A 24,698-nucleotide genomic window follows, 5' to 3' on the forward strand; every position below is an offset into this window, starting at 1 on the left:
GTTATCTATTAGCCATCATATATTAAAAGTATAGCTACTGAAACACGATAAATCTGAGTCATATAATTATAAAACTAATGGAAGACTCTAACTTTAATATAAATATCAATTAACACATCAAAAAACTGTATTAGTAAATTTTAAATAAATTTTCAAATACAAAATTATAAAACCCACATTATGTACATACAAAAAAGAAGTGCTGAATATCAACACTTCTAATAAATAATTGGCGCGTCATTGAGGATTCGAACCCCAGGCCTTCTGGTCCGTAGCCAGACGCTCTATCCAGCTGAGCTAATAACGCATATGGAGCGGGTGAAGGGAATCGAACCCTCGCAACCAGCTTGGAAGGCTGGGGCTCTACCACTGAGCTACACCCGCAAATGTTTACTTTTATATTATATATCTTTAAGGAAGATTTTTCAACTTTTATATAACTCTCAAAATAAAAAAACTTACGAAAGACGTAAGTAGAATTTGGAGCGGATGACGAGATTCGAACTCGCGACCCTCGCCTTGGCAAGGCGATGCTCTACCACTGAGCCACATCCGCACATAAAATTATATTGGAGCTGATGATAGGACTTGAACCTACAACCTATTGATTACAAATCAATTGCTCTACCAATTGAGCTACATCAGCACATTGGATCACTAAAGAATCCAAATGGCGACTCGGATGGGATTCGAACCCACGACCTCCGCCGTGACAGGGCGGCATTCTAACCAGCTGAACTACCGAGCCATAAACACGCCTCTCCGGCGCTGAGAAGAGTCTTAACGAAGTGGCGTCAAATTGTACGAAGATCTTCTCTAAAATGATGATTTACATAGTAAATCAAACTTTGGTGGAAGTAACAGGGCTCGAACCTGTGACCCCCTGCTTGTAAGGCAGATGCTCTCCCAACTGAGCTATACTTCCATAAGAAATATCTAAAATGATAAATCTAAAAATAATGGTGACCCTACCGGGATTCGAACCCGGGATACCACCGTGAAAGGGTGGTGTCTTAACCGCTTGACCATAGGGCCATGTTAACTTTACAAATTACTTCGACCATAGGGCCTTATAAGTAAAATCTAATAAAGTCTTATGGTCTCATATGTAGTGGTGACTCCAATGGGATTTGAACCCATGATACAGCCTTGAGAGGGCTGTGTCTTAACCACTTGACCATGGAGCCATAATTAATTAAAATTATTAGCTAGGACCAAGCTTATGCTTGATCCTAAAATGTTTGGTAGCGAAGAAGAGACTTGAACTCTTGACACTCCGGGTATGAACCGAATGCTCTAGCCAACTGAGCTACTTCGCCACATGGTTGCGGGAGAAGGATTTGAACCTCCGACCTTCGGGTTATGAGCCCGACGAGCTACCAGACTGCTCCATCCCGCGATATATTTAATTAAATAAATGGCGCTCAGGGTGGGACTCGAACCCACAACCTACCGGTTAACAGCCGGGTGCTCCACCATTGAGCTACCTAAGCGCAAAACAGATGACTGTTTTGTTTGGCGACTACCTAGTCTCCCGGGAGGTTGCCCTCCGAGTACCATCGGCGTTATAAGGCTTAACTTCTGTGTTCGGTATGGGAACAGGTGTATCCCTTATGCCATCATCACCATATTTATGAACCTTCTAAATCAGCAAAAAATATTTCCAGTCAAGATTTAAAGTTTAGTATCCATTAGCTTAATACATTACTGCACTTACACCTTGGACCTATCAAAGGTATTTTCTTTACCTACTCTTAGAAATCTTATCTTGAGGCCTGCTTCGTACTTAGATGCTTTCAGTACTTATCAATTCCATACGTAGCTACCCAGCTATGCTCCTGGCGGAACAACTGGTACACCAGCGGTATGTCCATCCCGGTCCTCTCGTACTAAGGACAGATCCTCTCAAATTTCTTACGCCCACGCTGGATAGGGACCGAACTGTCTCACGACGTTCTGAACCCAGCTCGCGTGCCTCTTTAATGGGCGAACAGCCCAACCCTTGGGACCTACTTCAGCCCCAGGATGAGACGAGCCGACATCGAGGTGCCAAACCTCCCCGTCGATGTGGACTCTTGGGGGAGATAAGCCTGTTATCCCCGGGGTAGCTTTTATCCGTTGAGCGATGGCCCTTCCATGCGGTGCCACCGGATCACTAAGTCCGTATTTCTACTCTGCGCAACTTGTAGGTTTTGCAGTTAAGCTCGCTTCTGCCTTTGTACTCTGCGAATGGTTTCCGTCCATTCTGAGCGAACCTTTGAACGCCTCCGTTACTTTTTGGGAGGCGACCGCCCCAGTCAAACTGCCCAACTGACAATGTCCTTTGCCCTGATTCAAGGGTCAAAGTTAGAACTTTAATATTAGAGGGTTGGTATCCCAAGGATGACTCCACCTACACTGGCGTGCAAGTTTCTTAGTCTCCCAACTATCCTGTACGTCTAATCTCAAAGTCCAATATCAGCCTACAGTAAAGCTCCACGGGGTCTTTCCGTCCTAGCGTGGGTAAGTCGCATCTTCACGACTACTACAATTTCACCGGATCCTTTGTTGAGACAGTGCCCAAATCGTTACACCTTTCGTGCGGGTCGGAACTTACCCGACAAGGAATTTCGCTACCTTAGGACCGTTATAGTTACGGCCGCCGTTTACTGGGGCTTAAGTTCTAGCCTTCGCATTCGCTAAGCCTTCCCCTTAACCTTCCAGCACCGGGCAGGTGTCAGCTCCTATACTTCATCTTTCGATTTTGCAGAAACTTGTGTTTTTGGTAAACAGTCGCTTGGGCCTGGTTTCTGTGGCCAGATCGCTCTGGCTCCCCTTCTCCCGAAGTTACGGGGACATTTTGCCGAGTTCCTTAACAAAGGTTCTTCCGCGCGTCTTGGTATTCTCTACCTCCCTACCTGTGTCGGTTTTGGTACGGGCGCTTTGGTCTTGATAGTGACTTTTCTTGGCAATATGGAGTCAGCTACTTCTCTACTCATGTTTTCGATACCTATCAGATTTTAGCCTTAAAGTGTGCGGATTTGCCTACACACAAGCCTTTATCTTTAGACTAGCTATTCCATCAGCTAGCTTAGCTTATCCTTTTGCGTCATCACTTCTCTATAGCGACTTTAAGCGGTACAGGAATCTAAACCTGTTATCCATCGCCTACGCCTTTCGGCCTCGGCTTAGGTCCCGACTTACCCTGAGGGGACGAGCCTTGCTCAGGAATCCTTAGGGTTTCGACGGGGATGATTCTCACATCCCTTCTCGCTACTCATGCCAGCATTCTCTCTTGTATTCGCTCCACTGTTGCTTTCGCTTTGGCTTCTTCGCTTATACAATGCTCCTCTACCACTGATAGAGGTATTAAATCTAGACATAAAGTTTGGAATACTTGTTTGACGTTTTTTTACCAGGTTATATTTTTTAATCTTATATAACTGTTCGGTGATAATTGAGTATTTTTTTATTTACAACTTACCTTTTGGTTTACGTAATTTGATGTTTTTTACTCGTTTATCTTGATTGTTTTAATATTTCCTAGTTCAAGTATTTCTTTCTTTATTTCGTAGATTTAATTCCTCTATCAATCCGAAGCTTCGGTACTGGATTTTAGCCCCGTTCATTTTCGGCGCAAACCCACTTGACCAGTGAGCTATTACGCATTCTTTAAATGCATGGCTGCTTCTAAGCCAACGTCCTGGTTGTCTTAGTAGATTCACATCCTTTTCCACTTAATCCAGATTTGGGGACCTTAGCTGTCGGTCTGGGCTGTTTCCCTTTCGACTTAGAAGCTTATCCCTCTAAGTCTGACTCCTTGACTTGATTTTTTGGCATTCGGAGTTTGATAGGTTTCGGTACGGTAAGCCGCCCTAGACCATTCAGTGCTCTACCTCCTAAAATCTTTCGTCAAAGGCTAGCCCTAAAGCTATTTCGAGGAGAACCAGCTATATCCGAGTTCGTTTGGCTTTTCACCCCTAACCACAACTCATCCGATACGTTTTAAACCGTACCCGGTTCGAGCCTCCAGTGAATTTTACTTCACCTTCACTCTGGTCATGGATAGATCACCCGGTTTCGGGTCTATTGCATTAAACTTATTTGCCCTATTAAGACTCGCTTTCGCTATGGCTTCATCTCTTAAAGATTTAACCTTGCTTAATACAATAACTCGCTGGCCCATTCTACAAAAGGTACGACATCACACTTTAGTGCTCTGTCTGCTTGTAGGCGCTAGGTTTCAGGTTCTATTTCACTCCCCTTTCGGGGTTCTTTTCACCTTTCCCTCACGGTACTTGTTCGCTATCGGTCACATGTTAGTATTTAGCCTTAGGGGATGGTCCCCCTATCTTCACAACGGATTCCTCGTGTCCGGTGCTACTTTCCTCCTAGGTTTATTTAAGATTCGTTTACAAGACTGTCACTTTCTTTGGTTCATCTTCCCAGATGATTCAACTTCTTAAATATTCCACTAATGGATTAGGCTCTTTTCTGTTCGCTCGCCGCTACTTGGAAAATCGAGTTTTCTTTCTTTTCCTCCTGTTACTTAGATGTTTCAGTTCACAGGCTCTTGCTTCACAAGACTATGTATTCATCTTGTGATGACTGTGTCTTCCACAGCCGGGTTTCCCCATTCGGAGACCTAGGGGTTAGTGCTTTTTGTGAGCTTTCCCTAGTTTTCGTTCACTTACGTCCTTCTTCGCCTTCATGTGCCAAGGCATCCACCTTGCGCCCTTTCTTTCTTGACTGGAAATATTTTTTGCTATTTAGTTTTATTGGTTCAATTTAAATTAGTTAATTAAATGGTGGACCTGAGTAGACTCGAACTACCGACCTCACGCTTATCAGGCGTGCGCTCTAACCACCTGAGCTACAGGTCCAAGCAATAACTACCTTTTTGTTTCTAATGAGAAAAATCTCACGTGAGAAGCTAGCGTACCAGCTTCTTCACTGCCAACAGATTGGTGAAAAATAATCTTATATAAGTTTATCACTTAGTTAATAGCGTTATTTTCCTAACCACTTCGTGATTTTGGAAAATAATGAAAAATCGCTTCGCTAATTTTTCACCCACCGTGTCGTGCTTCCTTAGAAAGGAGGTGATCCAGCCGCACCTTCCGATACGGCTACCTTGTTACGACTTCACCCCAGTTACTGACCCTACCTTCGACTGCTGCTTCCTAAAAGGTTAGCTCACAGGCTTCGGGTATTGCCAACTTCCATGGTGTGACGGGCGGTGTGTACAAGACCCGGGAACGCATTCACCGCGGCATTCTGATCCACGATTACTAGCAACTCCAACTTCATGCACTCGAGTTGCAGAGTGCAATCCGAACTGGGACAGGCTTTTTGAGTTTCGCTTGACTTCACAGTTTCGCAACCCTCTGTACCTGCCATTGTAGCACGTGTGTAGCCCAAGTCATAAAGGGCATGATGATTTGACGTCATCCCCACCTTCCTCCGGTTTATCACCGGCAGTATTGCTAGAGTCCCCAACTTAATGATGGTAACTAACAATAGGGGTTGCGCTCGTTATGGGACTTAACCCAACATCTCACGACACGAGCTGACGACAACCATGCACCACCTGTAATACAGTCATCCGAAGATGTAGGCTCTTATCTCTAAAAGCTTCCGTATTATGTCAAGACTTGGTAAGGTTCTTCGCGTTGCGTCGAATTAAACCACATGCTCCGCTGCTTGTGCGGGTCCCCGTCAATTCCTTTGAGTTTCACACTTGCGTGCGTACTCCCCAGGCGGAGTGTTTAATGCGTTAGCTGCGGCACCCAGATTATTCCAGACACCTAACACTCATCGTTTACGGCGTGGACTACCAGGGTATCTAATCCTGTTTGCTACCCACGCTTTCGTACCTCAGCGTCAGTTTATGGCCAGAAAGTCGCCTTCGCCACCGGTATTCCTCCTAATATCTGCGCATTTCACCGCTACACTAGGAATTCCACTTTCCCTTCCATACCTCAAGATGAGCAGTTTTAAAAGCTTGCTATAGTTGAGCTATAGGATTTAACTTCTAACTTGCTTATCCGCCTACGTACCCTTTACGCCCAATGATTCCGGACAACGCTCGGACCTTACGTATTACCGCGGCTGCTGGCACGTAATTAGCCGGTCCTTATTCGTATGGTACTGTCATTTTCTTCCCATACAAAAGATTTTTACAACCCGAAGGCCTTCTAAATCACGCGGCGTCGCTGCATCAGGGTTTCCCCCATTGTGCAAAATTCCCCACTGCTGCCTCCCGTAGGAGTCTGGGCCGTGTCTCAGTCCCAATGTGGCCGTACACTCTCTCAAGCCGGCTACTGATCGTCGCCTTGGTAGGCTTTTACCCTACCAACTAGCTAATCAGACGCGAGTCCATCTTATACCGATAAATCTTTGATCAAATTATCATGCGATTATTTGATGTCATAGGGTATTATTCGTCGTTTCCAACGGCTATCCCCTTGTACAAGGCAGGTTACTCACGCGTTACTCACCCGTCCGCCACTAATCCATTTTTAATCATTCCGAAGAATTCATAAAAAATTTCATCGTTCGACTTGCATGTGTTATGCACGCCGCCAGCGTTTATCCTGAGCCAGGATCAAACTCTCATATATAGTTTGTTATGAGAATCTTTCCTCGTCCTTCGTCCTCGACCACTCCGTGGAGGGTCCTCTAGGAGCCGGACAGGCTAATTCTGACTCTTTCATTTACATCTGACTTTTGTCTGATGCGTGATTTAAATTTTGTCCTTATTTTCTAAATAAGAATCATTGTTATATAAAGAAATTAACTAAAGGTTATTAGTTGTTTTCGTTTATATCTTATATAACTTAAAAGTTATATAGATCGTTGATATTAATTTGTTAAGGTTCATGTCATTCGCTTACCGCGTTGACTATTACATAGTACCACAGTATTTTTTGTTTGTCAAGCTTTTTTTGAATTTTTTTATTAATTCTTTACTTTTTGCTCGACTGCTCTTGCAATGACAATTTATATATTACACCCTTACTTTTCTTTTGTCAAATTTTTTTATAGAAAAAAGACCGCCTTTACTTTGGCGGGTCTTTCTAGCTTATATATTAAATTGATTCTTCAAGATATTTAGATTAGTTATGATTTCTTCTGTTAAGTCATCATAAGTTAGAAGGTTATCTATATCATCTTTGGCTTGTTTTATATTTCCAAGGCTAAGGTTTATTTGTATTTTATTATATGTTAGTCTTGGATCTTCTGGATATTTCTTTAGACCTTCTTGGATTACTGTTAGAGCTTTTTCTACTTCTTTGTTCATATATAGGCTTATCGCATAATCGTTATAAGCTTCTCTAAAGTCTGCTCCTTCATTTATTCCATTTTGAAAAGCCATGATTGAGTTTTCATATTGAGCTAAATTTTGGTAGGCAACCCCCAAATAATAGTAGGCATCTGCTCTTTTTCTTTGTGATAGAATCCCTGTTAGTTTCATCACAGCTTCGTTATAATTGCTCTTTCCAATATAGTATAAGGCTTCTTCTATCTCGGCATTATCGTTTATTTCAGCTAGTTTTTCTCTAACTTCTTCTTTGGCAGTCTCAGAGTCTGTTCTTCTAAGTGCATTGTTATAATAGTTTCTAGCTTTAAGATATTCTCCTATATTAGAGTAAATATTACCAAGTTCGTAGTAGGCAATGGCAAATTCATCGTTTGCTGTAATTATTTCTTGTAATATCCTTAGGGCTTCCCTAACGAAATCGTCTTTTTCTTTTTCTTTAATCTCTTCCTTGTATGCCATCGGCCAGAGTAGTCTTGCATAATTGTAGGAATTATATCTATCCATTGGATTTAGGATATAACCACCTCTTAGTAAGAGAAGTGCCTTGTCATAATCATAATCCATGGCTTCAATTGCATTGGATGATGAAAAGTGAGTTATATCTTTTATATAATGATTTAGTACATTGATATACTCGTAATTGTGGAGAAAGTCTTGGTCTGCCCCAATATTAATTAGCATACCTTGAAGGATTAGGTCGAGGTTGATCTTGTTTTCCATATCTCCACTTACTAGTCCTTTTTTCATATCATCGAGATAGATTGGTAGAGGCAAATCACCTAACAAGTCGTATGATGCATCTTCTTTTAGGTCTATATATCCTAGTTTTTCTACAAATTGTCTAAAATAATTGTCTAGTTTCACTAATTTATCCTCTCATAAATTTTCTTTGTCTGTAAGGGTGCTCATCCGTATATTTGAACAAATGTCCCCTAAAGATACAGAAGAATGTATGAATTAGAGCTACAAGTAGGGTTAAAATAAGGGCATTGTTTCCTAAGCTTGTTTGAAGTTTGATTGATACAACACTTTCTATAGCCAAAAATATACATGCACATAAACCATAGGTTAGTAGGTTGTCTATTACAAATTTAACTGATGAAGTAAGTGCATTTAGACCATGTCTATTTCCAATATAGACTTCTTCTAGCAAGGCTGAAGTTAAAAGTCTTACAATAAATTTAACTATAAATTGTCCCTTGGAGTCTGCCCCCATCACCAAGATATCTACAAATAAGTTTACAATATATAGGTAAAACATTGTAGATAATAAGGGTTGGAAGAACATATTTATGGAACTTGCTATGGAGTTTTTGCCTGAATTACCATACAAAACTACAGATTTTAAAGCTTGAACTACAAAGCATAAGACTAAAACATCTAATAAGTAGCTTATTAGTCCGCTTAGGTTTCCAACAATCCCTATATTTAATACATTATTATTTTCTAAGAGTAGACTTAGAAAAATAAAGGCTAAAGCCAAGTATGATTTGCTCGTCTTTTCTATAGTCTTCTTAAAAGAGTGGGAGCATACTTGGTGAAAATCCTTTAATCTATCCATTACATTTGCTCCACAGTTTTTATACCCAAGAGTCCTAGGGCTGTCTTTATAACTATTGATGTAGCATATGTTAAGGCTAGTCTTTCTTCTTTTAGTTTGTCATCGTCTACGTTGATTTGGAAAGCATTGTAGAATTTGTTGAAATTTTTAGCTATTTCTGTTGTGTGTCTTGTTATAAGTGATGGCTCGTATTTTTCGCAAGCTTTTATAACAACATCCTTGAAGTTAGCTAAGGATTTAACTAGAGCAAATTCTTCATCGCTTGAAATTTTGGTGAAATCTTTTGTTTTAACCTCAGAAAAATCAGCTTTTCTTAGAACTGATTTAGCTCTGGCGTAGGTATATTGAACATATGGACCAGTTTCTCCGTCGAAGTTTAATACCTCGTCCCAGTCGAAAACATAGTCTTTTATTCTGTTGTTGTATAATTCTTGGAATTTGACAGCGCCGATACCAACTATCTTAGAAGTTTCTTCTACATCTTCTATTTGGCTGTCTCTTGTTTCCATGATTTCTTTTGTCTTGTCAATCGCTTTGTTTAATACATCTTCTAAGAATACAACCTGACCCTTTCTTGTAGATAGGGTTTGATCTTTTAGGCTTACCATTCCAAAAGGAACATGGATACATTCCTTATAAAAATCATAGCCCATTTTTTCTAGGATTGCCTTAAGTTGTTGGAAATGAAGATTTTGTTGAGTAGCTACTACATATAGGTTCTCATCAAAATCGTACACTTTTTTTCTGTTAATAGCTGTCGCTATATCTCTTGTGATGTAGGCTGATGATCCGTTTGACTTGATAATAATTGAAGGTGGAAGATCATTATCGCTTAAGTCTATGATATAAGCTCCCTCTGATTCTAATAGTAGATTTTTTTTCTTTAACTCTTCTATTACAGCTGGGATAAACTCTGAGTGATAAGCTTCTCCGTTGTAGTTGTCAAAGTCAATATCTAATAGTTTGTAAACTCTATCAAATTCGTTGAATGATATTTCCTTAAACCATGACCAAAGTCTTACAGCTTCCTTCTCACCATTTTCGAGATTTCTAAATTCTTCTCTGGCATCTTCCATCATCTTCTCATCTTTGCTTGCCTCATCGTTATATCTAACATAGAGGTTTAGGAGTTCTTTGATTGGATTTTCTCTGAGCTTATCATCATCGCCCCATAGCTTGTAGGCTGCAATCATTGTTCCAAACTGAGTTCCATAATCTCCTATATAGTTACTAGCAACAGTTTCATAACCTAAAAACTCATGGATATTTCTAAGGGCATCTCCTATTACAGTTGAACGAATGTGGCCAATGTGAAAGGGTTTGGCAATATTTACAGATGAAAATTCAACTATCCTAGTCTTTCCTTCTCCGATATTGCTTTTTCCATAATCTTCTTTTTTCTCTAGTATTTCATTTAAGACACCTGTCTCAAACTTATCCCTATCAAGGAAAAAGTTAAGATAGGCATTGAGGTTTTCTACCTTGGAAATTCCTTCAATCTCTAAGGTTTCTGCCAAATCTTTGGCAATTATGGCAGGATTTTTCCTCATGGTCTTTGCTAATGTAAAGCAAGGAAAAGAGAAATCACCCATATTATCTTGTGGTGGTATTTCTATTAGTTTATAGATTTCCTCAAAACTTAAGCCTATATCTTTATTTTCAATTTCTTTTGCTATTATTTCTTTAAAGTCTGTCATTTTACCTCTCTTATCCAAATGTTACGATAGTTACTCCATATCCGCCTTCTTTATCATCGCCGAATCTGAAATCACTAATTCTTCTATCACCTTCAAGTATTTCGCCAACGCCCTTTATCAAAGCTCCTGTTCCCTTTCCGTGAATGATTTTCGCCTTGGAAAGACCAGCAAGCATGGCATCGTCCAAATACTTATCTAGGTTTCTCATAGCCTCATCATATCTTTGTCCCCTAAGATCAAGAGTTGGAGATATGTGCATGGCTTTTTTAGTATTATACACCTTGGTGATGTTTTTTTCTGTTTGATTGTCAGCTTTAATTTTTGTAACATTTTTTATATTTGAATCCATCTTTAGGATTCCCATCTGAACTTTGATATTACCCTTGTGGTCTGGAGCCTCTATTACTTCTGCTTCTTCGTTAAGACCCGCTATAAGAACCATATCTCCTACTTTTAGAGTCTTAGGTGCATTTTTAGACTGTTTTAGACTCAGATTTTCACCTTGTCTTTCAAATCTAGCTTCCTTGTAATTGGTACGGATTTTATTTAAGGACCTATCTATGTCAGAAGTATTGGCATTTCTTGATTTTTTGGCTTCTTTTAGCATGTCTTGGCTTCTCTTGTTGGCCTTATCAAGAATTTTATTTGCCTTATCCTCAGCCTCTCTAATAATATCTTCTTCTTTTCGTGAAAGACTTTTTGACTTTTCTTTAAGTTCGTTTCTTATTCTTGCGATTTCTTTCTTGTAATCGTCAATTTCCTTGTTTTTACTCTCAATCTCTTTCTTATCTTCTTCGATTTCTTCTAAAATTTTGTTGATATTTCTATTATCTTCACCAATTAAATCCTTAGCATTTTTTAAAATCTCTATAGGTAGACCCAGTCTTTTTGATATTTCAAAGGCGTTAGACTTACCTGGTGTCCCTATTTCGAGCTTATAAGTTGGAGAAAGAGTATCGACATCAAACTCTACTGATGCATTCATGACCCCTGATGTTTCTACAGCGTAATATTTCAGTTCACTGTAGTGAGTTGTGGTAAAGGTCATAACTTCTTTTTTTGTTAGTGAATTTAAAATAGATATAGCAAGAGCAGCTCCTTCGACAGGATCTGTTCCCGAACCAATTTCATCTAACAAAACCAAGGACTTAGCTGTAGCCTTTTTCAAGATTTCTACAATATTTGTAAGGGATGCAGAAAATGTAGAAAGACTCATCTCTATTGATTGAGTATCTCCTATATCTACAAATATATCGTCAAAGACTGAAACCCTGCTACCTTCGTCAGCCGGAATAAATAAGCCAGTTTGAGCCATGGCAGATATAAGTCCCACTGTCTTTAGACTAACAGTTTTACCACCTGTATTTGGACCTGTAATTATAAGAGTTGTATAGCTTCCGCCAATTTTAACATCTATAGGCACAACCTTTCCAGATAGGAGAGGATGTCTAGCCTCCTTTATATCGAGGATTTTCTCATCACTTACAATTGGTAGGCTCATCTCATTTTCAAGGGCAAATTTTGCCTTGGCCTGAAGAAAGTCAACCCTTGCTATAAGTTTTTGGTTTTCCAAAAGTTCTACATCAAAAGCTTGAGCAAGTCTTGAAAGTCTATCAAGAATTTTTCTAATCTCTTCTTCTTCCTTTATTTCAAGATCTCTTAGTTGGTTGTTAAGCTCAACTATTGCGGCAGGCTCTATAAATAAGGTGTTGCCTGATGATGATTTGTCGTGGACAATACCTCCTATTACTGATCTCTTGTTAGTTTTAACTGGAACTACAAATCTTCCGTCTCTAACAGATACAACCTTATCTTGGAGGGCGTCCTCGTATTTGGACGAAGAAATATAAGAGTTTAGTTTAATCCTAATATCATTTTCTTTCCTTTGCTTCTGCCTTCTAATATTTCTAAGAGTTTGAGAGGCATTGTCTGCAATTTCTTCTTCATTTATAATTGATCTATCTATTTCATTTTTAAGAAAATCATTTGTAGAAATCCTAGCAAAAATATCTTTTATAAGAGGATCTTCGATATTTTCTCCATAGTCTGTTAGGTAACTTGACACTCTAAGCAGATCCAAAACTTTTATTAAGTCAGCTGGATCTAGGATTCCATTTTTTCTAATATAATTTACAATCTCACTTAAATCATACAGACCAAATAGATCTATATTTCCATTTTTCCTAATGACCTTTTCCATGCTAGCCGCATATTCCAGCTCTCTTTTGATATAATAAGTATCTGTGGACGGTCTTAGGTCGTGGATTTGTTCTTTGATCAAGCTTGACCTAGCGTATCCTGCTAGTTTATCTAAAATTTTTCCATATTCTAAAACTTCTAAAGTTTTTTCTTGCATCAAATAACACCTCTATCATAATTCAGATTGTCTATTTCTTTACTCTTGTAAAACTCGTCAATATCCTTATCATCAAAGGCAGAAACTAGGAGGGAAACTTTTTGAGATAATTTTTCCTTATCTACCTTGCTTGCCTTATTAGGATATATAACAGATAATCCTTCGTTTCTTATAATCTTAAGTCTGTTTTCGCTCTCATTTATCATTTCGGCAGAGTTAAATCTACAAGTTTCACATCCTACTAGTCCACATTTTTTAATCACTGAAAACGGACAATGCCTCATATTCATAAGCTCAATCCTACCATAAGCTAAAATCTCAATTGGGAAATTTTCAGAGTTTTCGTTAATAGATGCGAAAGTTTCTTCAACAGATGATGATATCATTTCAGCAAAATCTTGGTAGAACTTGTAGGTAAATCTATTAAATACATTTAAGTACCTTCCTATCCTAATCTTGATGTTATTTTCCCTAAAATCACTTACAAAGTTTAGATCTCTATAGTTGTTGAAAACAACACCCTTTATTCCCTTATCCTTGATAAATTTAATTAGCTCATCTATCTTGTAATCCATATGGGAAGGAAGGTTTAGGTATAGGGAAAGTCCCTTATACTTGTCATCGTATTGATTTATATATACATTGTCAAAATCCTTAAGCTTTTCTGGGCTTACATATGTCGTTTTTAGTTCAATATTAACTTCTCTATCATGACCTTTGTCTAGGTTTATTGTCTCTATTGGAATATCTACAGGATCTCTGTGGTAAGTTTTTAAGATTTCTTCTTTTAGTTTCTCTACTCCAGATCTTCTTAGTTTGTTAATATCCTTTTTTTTAATAAATATATTGCTATCCATATCTATTTCGATATGATTTGGAGAAAATATTTCATCTCCAAATTTAGACAAGTTTGCCCTAATGTCTTCTTCCGTGATTGATATATTTTTAGCTTCTTCTAGGGGATTTTCTAGTTGGTAAACTGCTTTATTGTCTCCATAGCTTAAGTAAAGTTTTGGATAATCACTCATGTGACCTACAAATTTGATATCTATAGGAAGATTCTTGTAATCACTTAGGCCCTTGTCCAAATCAGATGTAATCCTAGGTGAATTTAGCATAAGAACATCTGAACCTAGCTTTGCGTCCTTATAATTGTCTAAGTAAATCTTAGTATTTTTCTTATATGACTTAGTCGTAGTGAAAGGCAATTTCTTATTTTTATCAGTTGTAACCTCGAGATTATCTCCTAGGACTAAGTCTGAATCGCTTATAAAGAATTTCCCCTTCTTATCTTTATCCACTTTGCCCAAAGATCTATGTTTGTTATCTTTTTCTAAACTGATGTAGTCTTTATTTTGTCCAAATATAAAACCTTTGGTATAACCTCTGTTTGAAATATCTCTTAGGTTTTCTTTATCATATGTTAAATTATCAATTTTTTGCCTATAGTTTTTTACAGAAGTAAAGACATACTCAGGTGTTTTCATCCTACCTTCTATCTTTAGGCAATCTATTCCAATATCTAAAAGATCATCAAGCTCATCAATTACGTTTAGATCTTTCATGTTTAGAAAATAATCTTTACCAAGGCTTTTCCCGTCAGAAATAAGTTCGTACTTTTGTCTACAGATTCCTGCACATCTACCCCTGTTGGCAGAACGAGCTCCAAAATAAGAGCTCATCAAACATTCTCCCGAATAGGACACACACAAGGACCCATGCATAAAGACTTCCTTTTCTACAGGTAGACTTGCAATTTTTCTAAGCTCTTCGATTGGAGTTTCACGAGCTATAACGACCCTATCAAAACCGAGTTCCATCATAGCCTTTGCTCCATAATAATCTCTAACAGCCATCTGAGTTGATGCATGAAGGTCAAGTCCAGGTACTTTTTTCTTTAATAAGGTGAAAAATCCAAGGTCTTGGATGATTAGAGCATCTACTCCATATTCGTAAAGTTTTTTTGCATAGGATACGGCCTTTTCAATTTCATTATCCTTAATTAGGATATTCATAGTAACGAATACTTTCTTGCCAAATAGATGAATCAAGTCTATATATTGGCAAACATTATCTATATCGAAATTCTTGGCGTAGGCTCTTGCTCCAAAATCATCCACAGCCATGTAAAAAGAGTCCGCTCCAGCAGCAAGACCTGCCTCAAGCATTTTCTCATTTCCAACTGGAGCTAGAATTTCTGCCTTACCCATCAAAGATTTCCTTTCAATGTATCATTTTCCTTGGTTAGATCCATAACATGAACTTGGAGTCTTTTAACTTCGTTTTTGAGTTTTTCTATAGTATCCTCTGAGTTTTTGTGCTTGTCTAATCTCTTCTTTAGGTCGTCTTTCTCTTCTTCAAGACTTGCGATTTTTTCTTTATTAGAAGCATTTTCTATAAGCAAATCTTCATTTTCCAATCTTAGATTTGAGACTTCTTCTTTCACTATAGGATATTTGTCTAAAGGCTCCTTGGTCTCTTCTTTGAGCTTGTTATAGTCCTTAGCTAATTTAAACAAATCGTCTGTTATGTTTACTCCAGCAAGTATTAGCTGTCTATCGAAAGTGAGCCTGTCAGATTTTACTTCTTGAATTTTTCTATCAAATATTTCTACTATATCTTTTATATTTTCTTTAGCTTCCTTAGTAACAAGGGTGTAATTTTTGCCGTCAATTACGACGTCAACTTTATATTCGCTCAATAATTACTCCTAACTACGTAAAACTATGTCTTTTTTCTCTAATTCTTCTAGAATCTTCTTTTCGATTCCAGAAACATCCTTATCTTTCAAGGTTCTATCGTTTGACCTGTATAAAACTTTATAAGAAACAGATTTCTTGTCATCTTCTATATGCTCACCTGTATAGATATCAAATAGCTTGATATCATCTACAAGGCCTGACCCATTTTCATTTATGATTGCCTCAATGATGCTAGATTCTAGATTTCTATCTGTTACAAAAGAATAGTCTCTTTCTATGGCCGGATATTTTCCTATAGATTTATATTTCCTATCTATTACTCTCTCATCTTCAATCTTCGCTAAGTTTATTTCAAGGATCAAACAGCCTTTTTCTATTTCATATTCATCCCTAATTTCATAGGAGATTTCTCCCATGATACCAATTTTCTCATCATTTAAATAAATATCTGCACATCTTCCAGCGTGAAAGGCATATACATCTTCATTAGCCTTAAAGCTAAATCCTGTAAAACCTACTCCTCTCATGGCTTCTGTGAAGAAATCTTTTAGATCGTAGAAAGTATAATCTCCGAAAAGTCCCATGGTTAGGGTCATATTTTCTCTTGGTAGTTTACCATCAGTTTTCTCAAAAGTCCTATCTAATTCAAAAAATCTCATGTCCTTTTGACCGTACTTGATATTTTTTCCAATCACATCAAGCATGGATGGGATTTGAGTAGTTCTCATTACAGAGTAGTCTTCACCTAGTGGATTTATAAGTTTTATATAATCTCTAAGTTTAGAATCTTCTTCTACCTTTAATCTATCATATTCTCTTGGAGAAATAAATGAATAAGTTGCAAGTTCTGAGAACTTTTGACCTACAAGCTTATGTTTTAGATCATCTCTTAAAAGTCTTTTCTTAGATCTTTCTCCTCTCTTTAGGCTTGATACTAGTGGTTTATTTTCGATGTTTCCCATACCGAAAAGTCTAACAACTTCTTCAATTAGGTCTGCTTCCATTTCGATATCGCTTCTAAAAAAAGGAACCTTTGCTCTAAGAGTTTCATCGTCTAATTTTTCTACTTCAAACTCTAAAAGCTCTAAGTTTTCTATGGCTTGATCTAGAGTAAAGTCTACTCCTGTAAGCATATTTAATCTTTTAAGTCTTAGGTCAACAGTTTTTTCTTCTCTTAAGCTTTCGCCCTCATCGAAAAGACCTCCCACTACTTCTCCTATGCCCAAATCAGCTATCAGTTTCATAGCTCTTTTTGAGGCAAAATCTGCCATTTCTATAGGTAGACCCTTTTCAAAACGGCTACTTGCTTCGCTTCTAAGACCCAAGGTCTTGGAAGATTTTCTAATGTTTGATGCATCAAAGTTTGCAGCTTCTAGGAGGATATTTGTAGTTTCATGTGTTACTTCGCTATCTTCTCCACCCATGATTCCAGCAAGTCCAATTGCCTCTTTGCCATCAGCTATAACTAGCATAGAAGGATCAAGCTTTCTATCTACTCCATCTAGAGTTTTAAGTACTTCGCCCTCTTTTGCATCTCTTACGATTATTTTCTTATCACAAAGCTTATCCAAATCATAAGCGTGAAGGGGTTGACCTGTTTCTAGCATTACAAAGTTTGTAATATCTACTATGTTATTAATTGGTCTCATGCCAGCAAGCATTAGATAATTTTGGAGCCATTGAGGAGATTTGCCAATTTTTACATCCTTTGCAACTCTTGCTACAAAGTGATTGCAATTCTCACTTTCTATAGTAACTCCCTTAAAGTAATCTTTGATATCCTCGCTATTTGTATCAAATTCTAGGTTAGGATAAGTTATCTTATCATTAAAACTTGCCGCACTTTCCCTTGCCATACCGATTATTGAAAGGCAGTCTGGCCTGTTTGGAGTTATCTCATATTCTATAACTGGAGTGTTTGAGTACAAAACTTCGCTCGCATTTGTTCCTGGCTTATATTCTCCTTCTAGAACTATTACCCCATCTCTAAATTCTTTTGGAATAACTGAATCATCATAACCAAGCTCACTATAAGAAGTAAGCATACCTTGAGATACTATGCCAAAGAAATCATGGTCTTCTATAACTGTTCCATCATCAAGCTTTGTACCTGATGTAATAACTAAAAGATCATCTCCAGCCTTGGTATTTTTGGCGTTGGTTATGATTGTAATTGGCTCATTTTCTCCTACATCTATCTTTAAAACCTGAAGCCTATCTGCATCTGGATGTTTTTCTTGGCTTAGAACATGGCCAACTACAACTCCGTCAAGCTTACTTGTATGAATTGTTACTTCTTCAACGTGAGATCCTGTCTCAGAAAGTCTATCTGTAATATTCTTTAGGTCTTTATCTAATTTTAAATAATCTTCTTGCCAAATTAAAGGTACTAACATATTTCCTCCTAGAATTGTTCCATAAATCTCTTGTCATTGTCATAGAGAAGTCTAATATCGTCGAGGCCATATTTTACCATGGCAATTCTATCTACTCCAAGACCAAAGGCAAAACCTGTGTATTTTTCGCTATCTATTCCACAAGCCTCAAGAACTTTTGGATGAACCATGCCTCCACCTAAAAGCTCCATTGACCAGCCAGTATTTCCACAAGATGGGCAGCCTTCTCCCTTACATCTAGGACAAGTTACGTCTACCTCAAGAGATGGTTCTGTAAATGGGAAGTGGTGAGGACGATATCTTAGATTCATTTCATCACCGAACATTTCTTTGATAAAGGTTTCTAGGGTTGATTTAAGGTTTGCCATAGATACATTTTCATCTACTACTAAGCATTCCAATTGGTGGAACATTGGTGAGTGAGTCGCATCTACCTCATCATTTCTAAATACTCTTCCGGCTGATACCATCTTTATTGGAAGTTTTCCTTCATTCATTACCCTGATTTGCATGCTTGAAGTATGAGGACGAAGGAGAACATCTTCGTCTATATAGAAAGTATCAGATGTAGACCTTGCTGGGTGGTCTTCTGGTGAGTTTAGATCATCAAATACAAACTTCACTGTATCAACTTCTGGGCCTTCTACTACATCAAATCCCATGTTTTGAAAAATTGATTCTAGCTCTTCCATAGTTTGATTTATAACTGCCAAGTGTCCTGACTCGTACTTATCAAAGTGAGCTGTTACGTCTATTTTTTCTGCCTTAACTTTTTCTTCTAATAATTTTTTTTGAATTTCTTCTCTTTTTTGACCTAAAGCTTTTTCAATCTCACCACTAGTTTGGTTGATCAATTTGCCTGCCATAGGTTTTTCCTCATTAGGAAGTTTAGCTATAGATTTTTTAAGGCTTGTAATCTCACCTTTTTTCCCTAAATATTTTATTCTCAACTTCTCAAGATCTTCTAGAGACCCACTTGCCTTTACTTCATTTTTAAAAGTTTCTAAAACTTTTTTTAAATTCTCTTCCATTTTTCCTCCAAATAAAAAAATCCGCCCTCTAAAGGACAGATATATCTGCGGTACCACCTTAATTGGTTTACAAGTAAACCCACTCATTGCTTTAACGTAAGCTTAAACGTATCGATTACTAATTTCATCTCAAACTTCATCGGTGAATATCTCTAATCGTAACTTAAAAGGCTCTCAACATCCCTAATTTGCTGTATAAGAATAACTAAAGTCTTTCCGAATCATAAGTGTAGTGTATTCATCATAATGCTTGCTGCAATGGCAGCATTTAAAGATTCTATTTCACCTTGCATGGAAATTTTAACAAAATCATCGCTAAGCTTTCTAATGTCATCGCTTAGACCGTTGGCTTCATTTCCAATAGCAAGAATCAAACTATCATTTGACCTATCATAGCTTCTTATATCTATACCGTGCATATCGCTTGCTATTAACTTATAAGTTTTTTTCAACTCTCTTATTTCATCATAACTATATTCTAGAATATTTAGTCTGAATACTGATCCCATGGACGCCCTGAGGCTTTTTTCGTTGTAGATATCTACACATCCCTTAGTTAGTATTATATCAGAAAATCCAAAGGCTTCAGCTGACCTAATCATAGTTCCCATATTTCCAGGATCGTTAATGTGATCTAAAAGAAGTATATTTTTAGAACTTATATTTTTAGCTTTTTTCTTTTTGACAACTGCTCCTATTCCATCAGGAGATTTTAGCTCAGTTATCTTTCTATATAGACTCTTATCAAAAACTACAACTGGTAAATCAGTTTCAAAGTCTACTCCATCTTCTAGGAAAATAAAATCTATATCGATAGATGAGCTAATAGCCTCACCTACCAATTTTCTAGATTCTATTACAAATGAGTTTTCCTTATCTCGATATTTCTTTTGTCTAAGTTTGTTTATTAACTTAAATTTCTGGTTGGATACCGAATTAATTACCATTATTTATTATTTTGCAAGTTCTACTAATTTAGCAAATTCTTCTGGGTTGTTTACTGCAAGTTCAGCAAGCATCTTTCTGTTGATGTCGATGTTAGCTTTCTTTAGGCCGCCCATAAGTTTAGAATATGTTGTTCCGTTAAGTCTTGCAGCTGCGTTGATTCTTGCAATCCAAAGTTTTCTGAAATCTCTTTTTCTGTGTTTTCTTCCGATATAAGCATAGTTAAGTGATTTCATTACTGCTTGGTTTGCAGTTCTGAATAGAAGGCTCTTTGAACCGTAGTATCCTTTAGCTTGTTTTAATACTTTTTTGTGTCTTTTTTTTGCGTTTACTGCTCTTTTTACTCTTGCCATCTATATCCTCCTATGCGCCTATCATGTTTTTAACGTTCTTTAATTCAGTTGAAGAAACGACTGTTGCTTTTCTTAGTCTTCTTTTTCTGTTTGGTGATTTTTTAGCTGTTAAGTGGCCTTTGTAAGCTTTTCTTCTCATTACTTTTCCGCTGCCTGTAACTTTGAATCTCTTAACTGCAGCTCTTCTTGTTTTATTTTTCTTTGCCATATTACTCTCCTTTTTCATCATTTGGTTCTAAGAACATTACTAGAGATCTACCTTCCATCTTTGGTTTTTTAGTTACCTTGTAGCTATCTCCTAGCATTGTCTTAAACTTATCCATTAACTCATAACCTGGTTCTTTTCTACCAAGCTCTCTACCACGAAATCTTATAGAAACTTTTACTTTATCCCCGTTATTTAAGAATTTTTTGCTTTGATTTGCCTTTGTTTGCAAGTCATTGTCTTCTATATTAAGAGAAAATCTTGTTTCTTTTAGTTGAGCATTTTTTTGTTTTTTTCTATTTTCTTTTTCTTTTTTCTCTTGATCGTATTTGAACTTACCGTAATCCATGATTCTAGTAACAGGTGGTTTTGCCTTAGGACTCATCAAAACTAAGTCTAGTTTTCTATCATAAGCCATATCCAAAGCTTCGTTGTAGTCAACTATTCCTACTTGGTTACCATTTTCATCAATCAGTCTTACTTGTTTCGCTCTAATTTCTTCGTTGATTCTTAAATCTTTTATAAGTATACCTCCATGTATTCACATAAAAAAAGCGGGCACAAAGTACCCGTTTCGAATTTATAATTAAATCTTAATTAAAAATTATTAACCTACAAACTCTAGTCGGCAGGTGAGTTGGGTACTTCTTTGTTGTCTATGTCATCTATATTACTATCTAAACTTTAATTTGTCAAGTGTTATTTGCCCTTATAATCTTTTAGATATTCTTCTAGCTTTTCACCCAAAACCCCATCAACTAAGTAGAGGCTGTGATAAAGATTTTCTATTTCTTCTTGATTAAGTTTTTCTTCTGCCCTAGTCATGGCATCTTTTGTAAATTCGTTTTTCTTTTGTTTGTAACTAAGATATTTTTCAGTTAAAACAATATGGAGAAATCTCATGTCTATATCACTCTTTACTTTTTTTACATAGCCTTTTTTCTCTAAAACATTTACCTTGTAGGACATATTAGGTTGAGATATGTGAAGGAAGTTTACAAGATCATTTATGCTAGGCTTATCCAAATAATCAATAACTTCCAAAAGCATACTATCCTCTATACTTAAAGGCCTATCGCTATCTTCAAATTCTCTAAACACAGACCTATAAAAGTGTAGTTTCGTTTTTCTTACTATCTCTTCTAATATATTATCATTCAAAACTATCTCCTAAAATATTTAGCTTAAAGGAGTATTTATTGATTTAATCCATCCTAAAGAAAGCAAAACCATATAGACCTGGACCAGTATTTGCACCTAGAGTTGGTGATATTTGATCTTTTATAAAAAGTTTTGCTCCACTTATAAATTCCTTTAAGTTCTCCTCAAGTTTATCAGCAAGCTCCAGACCATCTCCTTTTGATATAAACATATAATAGTCTTTGGCTCCCTCGAGATTTTCTACTGCTGTTTTATAAAATTGTTTCAATATTTTCTTCTCACCACGAACCAATTTCTTAAGATGAAACTTCCCATCTTCTGGATTGACAGTAACTAGTGGTTTAACAGACAAGGCATCTGACAATTTACCAAAAGTTTTTGGAACTCTACCACCTTCTATTATATATTTGAAGGATTCTAATGTGAAAAATACTCTTGAACTTGTGCGAGATTTTTCTAACAAGTCTTTTATTTCCTCAAAACTCTTTCCTTCATCGACCAATTTTTTAGCATATATAGCAAGAAATCCTTCTGCCATAGTTAGGTTTTTACTATCTAAGGCGAAAGTTTCAATGCCTGTTACTTCGGTATTCTTACATAAGTTATATGTTCCTGAGAAATTGCTTCCTATACAGATTATAATCGCCTTGTTGTATCCATCATCTCTTACCTTTTCTAGTAAATTTATCACGTCATAAGGTGCTGGAAGACTAGTCTTTGGTAGGTAATTTTTCTTTTTAATATAATCGTAGAATTCTTCAGGACTTATATCTATCCTATCTCTTAGGAATTCTCCCTCGACATTTACATACAAAGGAAGGTAATATATTCCCTTTTCTTCTGCTAATTTGGGAGATATATCTGCTCCCGAATCAACTATTATAGCTATTTTTTCCATCTATTCTCCTTAAATTTATTTTAATCTATGGTTAAATTTATATACTGCTTTGATATTATAATATAGTAATTATACCTTTATATTATTTCTGTGCCTAGATTTATTCCAAGTCTATGATAAATTCTGTGTTCTTTTCACCCACTGGTCTAATGTCTGTTTCATCGAATTTTTGAAAATTTAGGAAAGCTTCACTAATCTTTTTATCCTCATTAAAGTTTGTTGGAAAGAATATTTGCGGATTTAAAATCTCTATAAAATCTTTCGCTCTCTTAAAATTCTTCTCTCTATTTTCCTTAAGTATCGGGAAAAACGCCAAGTCTATCTCATCATAAGTCTCATATATCTCATACAAATAGGAAATTAAATTATCTCTATCCAAAACTATATCAGTTAAAAATAAATCTCCCCCATAAAATATAGTAAAATCATAAGTCTTTACTACAAAGGCCATGCCCTTATTTTCATAGCTTATTGTGTCTATTTCTATATCTTTGTTTATTTTTGAAGTCGAATCTTTTTCAAGAAAAATTACATTTTTTGCCTTGTATAGATTTTTAAGATTTTCAATAGAAAGCTTATTGTCTTTTAAGTAAATAATGTTATCATCACCCTTAGTATAGGCGATATCTGAGCTTAATACATAGCTGAAATTCTCCATTCCTGAAACTTTTAAAATCTCCTCGCTATAGTGACCTTCATTTTTACTTGATGCCAGGAAAACTGTCTTCTTATCATCAGGAACATTTAATATTCCATTATAATAATCGAAAACCAAAAAATAGTCTCCGATCTCTATATTATAGCAACTTCCTGCCACATAATTTACTATTATCTCATCATTCATACAAACTACCTCGCTTTAGATTTTATACCCAATCTTTACAATTTGTAATTTATCGTATAATAATTTTGAAAGAAGGTAATATGAAAAAAGAAATTAAAACTAACGCAATGAGAATACTAGACAATTTAGATATATCTTATGAACATGTTGATTATGACCTAGATGGTGAGTTTACATCTGCTGTCGATATTGCAAAAAAGACAAATGAAGATGTAAACATAGTCTATAAAACCCTTGCAACTGTAAGTAAAGATAAGGAAGTTTTCGTTTTTGTAATACCTGCCGCAGATTCCATAGATTTTAAAAAAGCGAGCAAAGTCTGTGGAGTAAAGAGCCTATCTATGCTTCACCTAAAAGATCTAAAGAAAACTGTAGGATATGAAAGAGGAGCAACTACCGCTCTTGCTATGAAAAAAGATTATCCTGTAGTTGTCGATATCAAGGCAAAAGATTTCGATATAATCAAGGTTTCCGCAGGCAAAATCGGACACGGTCTAAAGCTTAATCCAGATGATTTCATCAAAGCTACCAAGGGAAAATACGCGGATATATGTCAGAAAAATTAGTTAAAATTTATGAGAATTATTCCCTAGAGATTTCTTACAAAGATCCTAAAAATCTAAGGAAATCTCTAGAAGAAAAACCTTGTGATAAAGATACTTTAAAAGAGATAAAGTTTATAATCTCTTGTGGTGATGATATTTCGATATTGAAGCTTCTTGTAACCTTATCTCCAATATTTATAGCTTGCTTTGACTCATCTGAGTCTGAGCTTGGGTATTTTAGAGAAAAAATTGATAAATCAAACTTTTCTTATGGTTTGTACCCAAACTTTTTTTCTTTTAATGAGAATACTTACAGAAAATTTTACTCAGGAAATGAAATAAAAGAAGATATCTACCTCACAGAAGATAGAGATATTATTTTTTCCCTGAATCCTCTAGATGATAAGTATATCTTAGCTCTATCTTATTTGTTAAATAAACTAATCATAGATAATTATAATAGAGAAAAACTTACTGATTATTTTGCCAAAATCAGAGATGATATAGTAATAAATGGCAGAAGGTCAATCCTTGCTAACGGAATCCAAGCCTTTTATTTATCCAAATATGTGGTAGTTTGGATGTTGATATTTTGTGAAAGTTTGATGGAAACATATGAAGATGCAAGATTTTTCTTAGATCCTATTTATGGGAAAATAAATAAGCTTAAGAGGGCATGTGATTAATTAGAGTACTGTATA

General features: G+C 36.4%; 17 protein-coding genes, 12 tRNA genes and 3 rRNA genes. 2 read left to right on the plus strand and 30 right to left on the minus strand.

The window, feature by feature from the left end; translation table 11 throughout:
• Window positions 1–230: 230 nt before the first annotated feature.
• The 30 genes from E0D87_RS01290 to E0D87_RS01435 form a co-directional block, all read right to left on the minus strand.
• Window positions 231–307: transfer RNA gene (locus tag E0D87_RS01290), tRNA-Arg, on the minus strand.
• Between the two features lie 3 nt (window positions 308–310).
• Window positions 311–384, minus strand: a tRNA-Gly gene (locus E0D87_RS01295).
• A 97-nt stretch (window positions 385–481) separates the two neighbouring features.
• A tRNA-Gly gene (locus tag E0D87_RS01300) sits at window positions 482–556 on the minus strand.
• A gap of 14 nt (window positions 557–570) precedes the next feature.
• Window positions 571–646 (minus strand) — tRNA-Thr (locus E0D87_RS01305).
• A 25-nt stretch (window positions 647–671) separates the two neighbouring features.
• Window positions 672–748: transfer RNA gene (locus E0D87_RS01310), tRNA-Asp, on the minus strand.
• 101 nt (window positions 749–849) lie between these two features.
• Window positions 850–925, minus strand: a tRNA-Val gene (locus E0D87_RS01315).
• A gap of 35 nt (window positions 926–960) precedes the next feature.
• Window positions 961–1,035: transfer RNA gene (locus E0D87_RS01320), tRNA-Glu, on the minus strand.
• A gap of 77 nt (window positions 1,036–1,112) precedes the next feature.
• Window positions 1,113–1,187: transfer RNA gene (locus E0D87_RS01325), tRNA-Glu, on the minus strand.
• 55 nt (window positions 1,188–1,242) lie between these two features.
• A tRNA-Met gene (locus E0D87_RS01330) sits at window positions 1,243–1,319 on the minus strand.
• Window positions 1,320–1,322: 3 nt separating this feature from the next.
• Window positions 1,323–1,399 (minus strand) — tRNA-Met (locus E0D87_RS01335).
• 19 nt (window positions 1,400–1,418) lie between these two features.
• Window positions 1,419–1,493, minus strand: a tRNA-Asn gene (locus E0D87_RS01340).
• 20 nt (window positions 1,494–1,513) lie between these two features.
• Window positions 1,514–1,630, minus strand: a 5S ribosomal RNA gene (gene rrf, locus E0D87_RS01345).
• A 33-nt stretch (window positions 1,631–1,663) separates the two neighbouring features.
• Window positions 1,664–4,730, minus strand: a 23S ribosomal RNA gene (locus E0D87_RS01350).
• 55 nt (window positions 4,731–4,785) lie between these two features.
• A tRNA-Ile gene (locus E0D87_RS01355) sits at window positions 4,786–4,862 on the minus strand.
• Window positions 4,863–5,074: 212 nt separating this feature from the next.
• Window positions 5,075–6,602, minus strand: a 16S ribosomal RNA gene (locus tag E0D87_RS01360).
• Together the 16S, 23S and 5S rRNA genes with 12 tRNA genes alongside form the textbook arrangement of a ribosomal RNA operon.
• 461 nt (window positions 6,603–7,063) lie before the next feature.
• On the minus strand, window positions 7,064–8,167 hold the full coding sequence (locus E0D87_RS01365; protein WP_130819056.1) for a tetratricopeptide repeat protein: 1,104 nt from the start codon (window positions 8,165–8,167) through the stop codon (window positions 7,064–7,066).
• A gap of 4 nt (window positions 8,168–8,171) precedes the next feature.
• Window positions 8,172–8,864, minus strand: coding sequence for a hypothetical protein (locus tag E0D87_RS01370; protein WP_130819057.1), 693 nt, complete (start codon window positions 8,862–8,864; stop codon window positions 8,172–8,174).
• Window positions 8,864–10,561, minus strand: a complete 1,698-nt coding sequence (gene argS, locus E0D87_RS01375; RefSeq protein WP_130819058.1) for an arginine--tRNA ligase — start codon at window positions 10,559–10,561, stop codon at window positions 8,864–8,866. Before argS ends, E0D87_RS01370 begins: the two co-directional genes overlap by 1 nt.
• Before the next feature lie 10 nt (window positions 10,562–10,571).
• On the minus strand, window positions 10,572–12,917 hold the full coding sequence (locus tag E0D87_RS01380) for an endonuclease MutS2 (protein WP_130819059.1): 2,346 nt from the start codon (window positions 12,915–12,917) through the stop codon (window positions 10,572–10,574).
• Window positions 12,917–15,127 (minus strand): peptidase U32 family protein, encoded by a 2,211-nt coding sequence (locus E0D87_RS01385; RefSeq protein WP_130819060.1) that lies wholly within the window; start codon window positions 15,125–15,127, stop codon window positions 12,917–12,919. The genes E0D87_RS01380 and E0D87_RS01385 overlap by 1 nt, the downstream gene beginning before the upstream one ends.
• Window positions 15,127–15,618: a cell division protein ZapA gene (locus tag E0D87_RS01390; protein WP_130819061.1), complete on the minus strand. Its 492-nt coding sequence runs from the start codon at window positions 15,616–15,618 to the stop codon at window positions 15,127–15,129. Before E0D87_RS01390 ends, E0D87_RS01385 begins: the two co-directional genes overlap by 1 nt.
• Before the next feature lie 9 nt (window positions 15,619–15,627).
• Entirely contained in the window at window positions 15,628–18,015 is a 2,388-nt protein-coding gene (gene pheT, locus E0D87_RS01395) for a phenylalanine--tRNA ligase subunit beta (protein ID WP_130819062.1), read from the minus strand.
• 8 nt (window positions 18,016–18,023) lie between these two features.
• The gene (pheS, locus tag E0D87_RS01400; protein ID WP_004834034.1) at window positions 18,024–19,046 is read right to left on the minus strand and encodes a phenylalanine--tRNA ligase subunit alpha; all 1,023 of its coding nucleotides are present in this window, start codon (window positions 19,044–19,046) and stop codon (window positions 18,024–18,026) included.
• A 221-nt stretch (window positions 19,047–19,267) separates the two neighbouring features.
• The gene (locus E0D87_RS01405) at window positions 19,268–19,993 is read right to left on the minus strand and encodes a TrmH family RNA methyltransferase (RefSeq protein WP_130819063.1); all 726 of its coding nucleotides are present in this window, start codon (window positions 19,991–19,993) and stop codon (window positions 19,268–19,270) included.
• A 6-nt stretch (window positions 19,994–19,999) separates the two neighbouring features.
• Window positions 20,000–20,344: a 50S ribosomal protein L20 gene (gene rplT / locus E0D87_RS01410; protein ID WP_004834042.1), complete on the minus strand. Its 345-nt coding sequence runs from the start codon at window positions 20,342–20,344 to the stop codon at window positions 20,000–20,002.
• A 10-nt stretch (window positions 20,345–20,354) separates the two neighbouring features.
• Window positions 20,355–20,552 (minus strand): 50S ribosomal protein L35, encoded by a 198-nt coding sequence (gene rpmI / locus E0D87_RS01415; protein WP_004834018.1) that lies wholly within the window; start codon window positions 20,550–20,552, stop codon window positions 20,355–20,357.
• Window position 20,553: 1 nt separating this feature from the next.
• Window positions 20,554–21,090, minus strand: a complete 537-nt coding sequence (infC, locus tag E0D87_RS01420; RefSeq protein WP_037371379.1) for a translation initiation factor IF-3 — start codon at window positions 21,088–21,090, stop codon at window positions 20,554–20,556.
• 158 nt (window positions 21,091–21,248) lie between these two features.
• Window positions 21,249–21,710 (minus strand): MarR family winged helix-turn-helix transcriptional regulator, encoded by a 462-nt coding sequence (locus E0D87_RS01425; protein ID WP_130819064.1) that lies wholly within the window; start codon window positions 21,708–21,710, stop codon window positions 21,249–21,251.
• 43 nt (window positions 21,711–21,753) lie between these two features.
• Window positions 21,754–22,608 (minus strand): DegV family protein, encoded by an 855-nt coding sequence (locus tag E0D87_RS01430; RefSeq protein WP_130819065.1) that lies wholly within the window; start codon window positions 22,606–22,608, stop codon window positions 21,754–21,756.
• 100 nt (window positions 22,609–22,708) lie between these two features.
• Window positions 22,709–23,452, minus strand: a complete 744-nt coding sequence (locus tag E0D87_RS01435) for an MBL fold metallo-hydrolase (RefSeq protein ID WP_130819066.1) — start codon at window positions 23,450–23,452, stop codon at window positions 22,709–22,711.
• An 80-nt stretch (window positions 23,453–23,532) separates the two neighbouring features.
• Between E0D87_RS01435 and E0D87_RS01440 the strand changes: the two genes are divergently transcribed.
• Together E0D87_RS01440 and E0D87_RS01445 are read left to right on the plus strand one after the other, a co-directional pair.
• Complete coding sequence (locus E0D87_RS01440) at window positions 23,533–24,018, plus strand: aminoacyl-tRNA deacylase (RefSeq protein ID WP_130819067.1); 486 nt, start codon at window positions 23,533–23,535, stop codon at window positions 24,016–24,018.
• A complete protein-coding gene (locus tag E0D87_RS01445; RefSeq protein ID WP_130819068.1) occupies window positions 24,003–24,683 on the plus strand; it encodes a hypothetical protein in 681 nt (226 codons plus the stop codon). Before E0D87_RS01440 ends, E0D87_RS01445 begins: the two co-directional genes overlap by 16 nt.
• The last annotated feature ends 15 nt before the right edge of the window (window positions 24,684–24,698 follow it).

Origin of the sequence: Anaerococcus vaginimassiliensis (genome assembly GCF_900626155.1) — a bacterium.
GTDB lineage: Bacteria > Bacillota > Clostridia > Tissierellales > Peptoniphilaceae > Anaerococcus > Anaerococcus vaginimassiliensis.

Coding starts and splice junctions, on each gene's coding strand:
- E0D87_RS01370 (WP_130819057.1), bottom strand. CDS start 8,864: ATGGATAGATTAAAGGATTTTCACCAAGTATGCTCCCACTCTTTTAAG.
- argS (WP_130819058.1), bottom strand. CDS start 10,561: ATGACAGACTTTAAAGAAATAATAGCAAAAGAAATTGAAAATAAAGAT.
- E0D87_RS01380 (WP_130819059.1), bottom strand. CDS start 12,917: ATGCAAGAAAAAACTTTAGAAGTTTTAGAATATGGAAAAATTTTAGAT.
- E0D87_RS01385 (WP_130819060.1), bottom strand. CDS start 15,127: ATGGGTAAGGCAGAAATTCTAGCTCCAGTTGGAAATGAGAAAATGCTT.
- pheT (WP_130819062.1), bottom strand. CDS start 18,015: ATGTTAGTACCTTTAATTTGGCAAGAAGATTATTTAAAATTAGATAAA.
- pheS (WP_004834034.1), bottom strand. CDS start 19,046: ATGGAAGAGAATTTAAAAAAAGTTTTAGAAACTTTTAAAAATGAAGTA.
- E0D87_RS01405 (WP_130819063.1), bottom strand. CDS start 19,993: ATGGTAATTAATTCGGTATCCAACCAGAAATTTAAGTTAATAAACAAA.
- rplT (WP_004834042.1), bottom strand. CDS start 20,344: ATGGCAAGAGTAAAAAGAGCAGTAAACGCAAAAAAAAGACACAAAAAA.
- rpmI (WP_004834018.1), bottom strand. CDS start 20,552: ATGGCAAAGAAAAATAAAACAAGAAGAGCTGCAGTTAAGAGATTCAAA.
- E0D87_RS01430 (WP_130819065.1), bottom strand. CDS start 22,608: ATGGAAAAAATAGCTATAATAGTTGATTCGGGAGCAGATATATCTCCC.
- E0D87_RS01435 (WP_130819066.1), bottom strand. CDS start 23,452: ATGAATGATGAGATAATAGTAAATTATGTGGCAGGAAGTTGCTATAAT.
- E0D87_RS01440 (WP_130819067.1), top strand. CDS start 23,533: ATGAAAAAAGAAATTAAAACTAACGCAATGAGAATACTAGACAATTTA.
- E0D87_RS01445 (WP_130819068.1), top strand. CDS start 24,003: ATGTCAGAAAAATTAGTTAAAATTTATGAGAATTATTCCCTAGAGATT.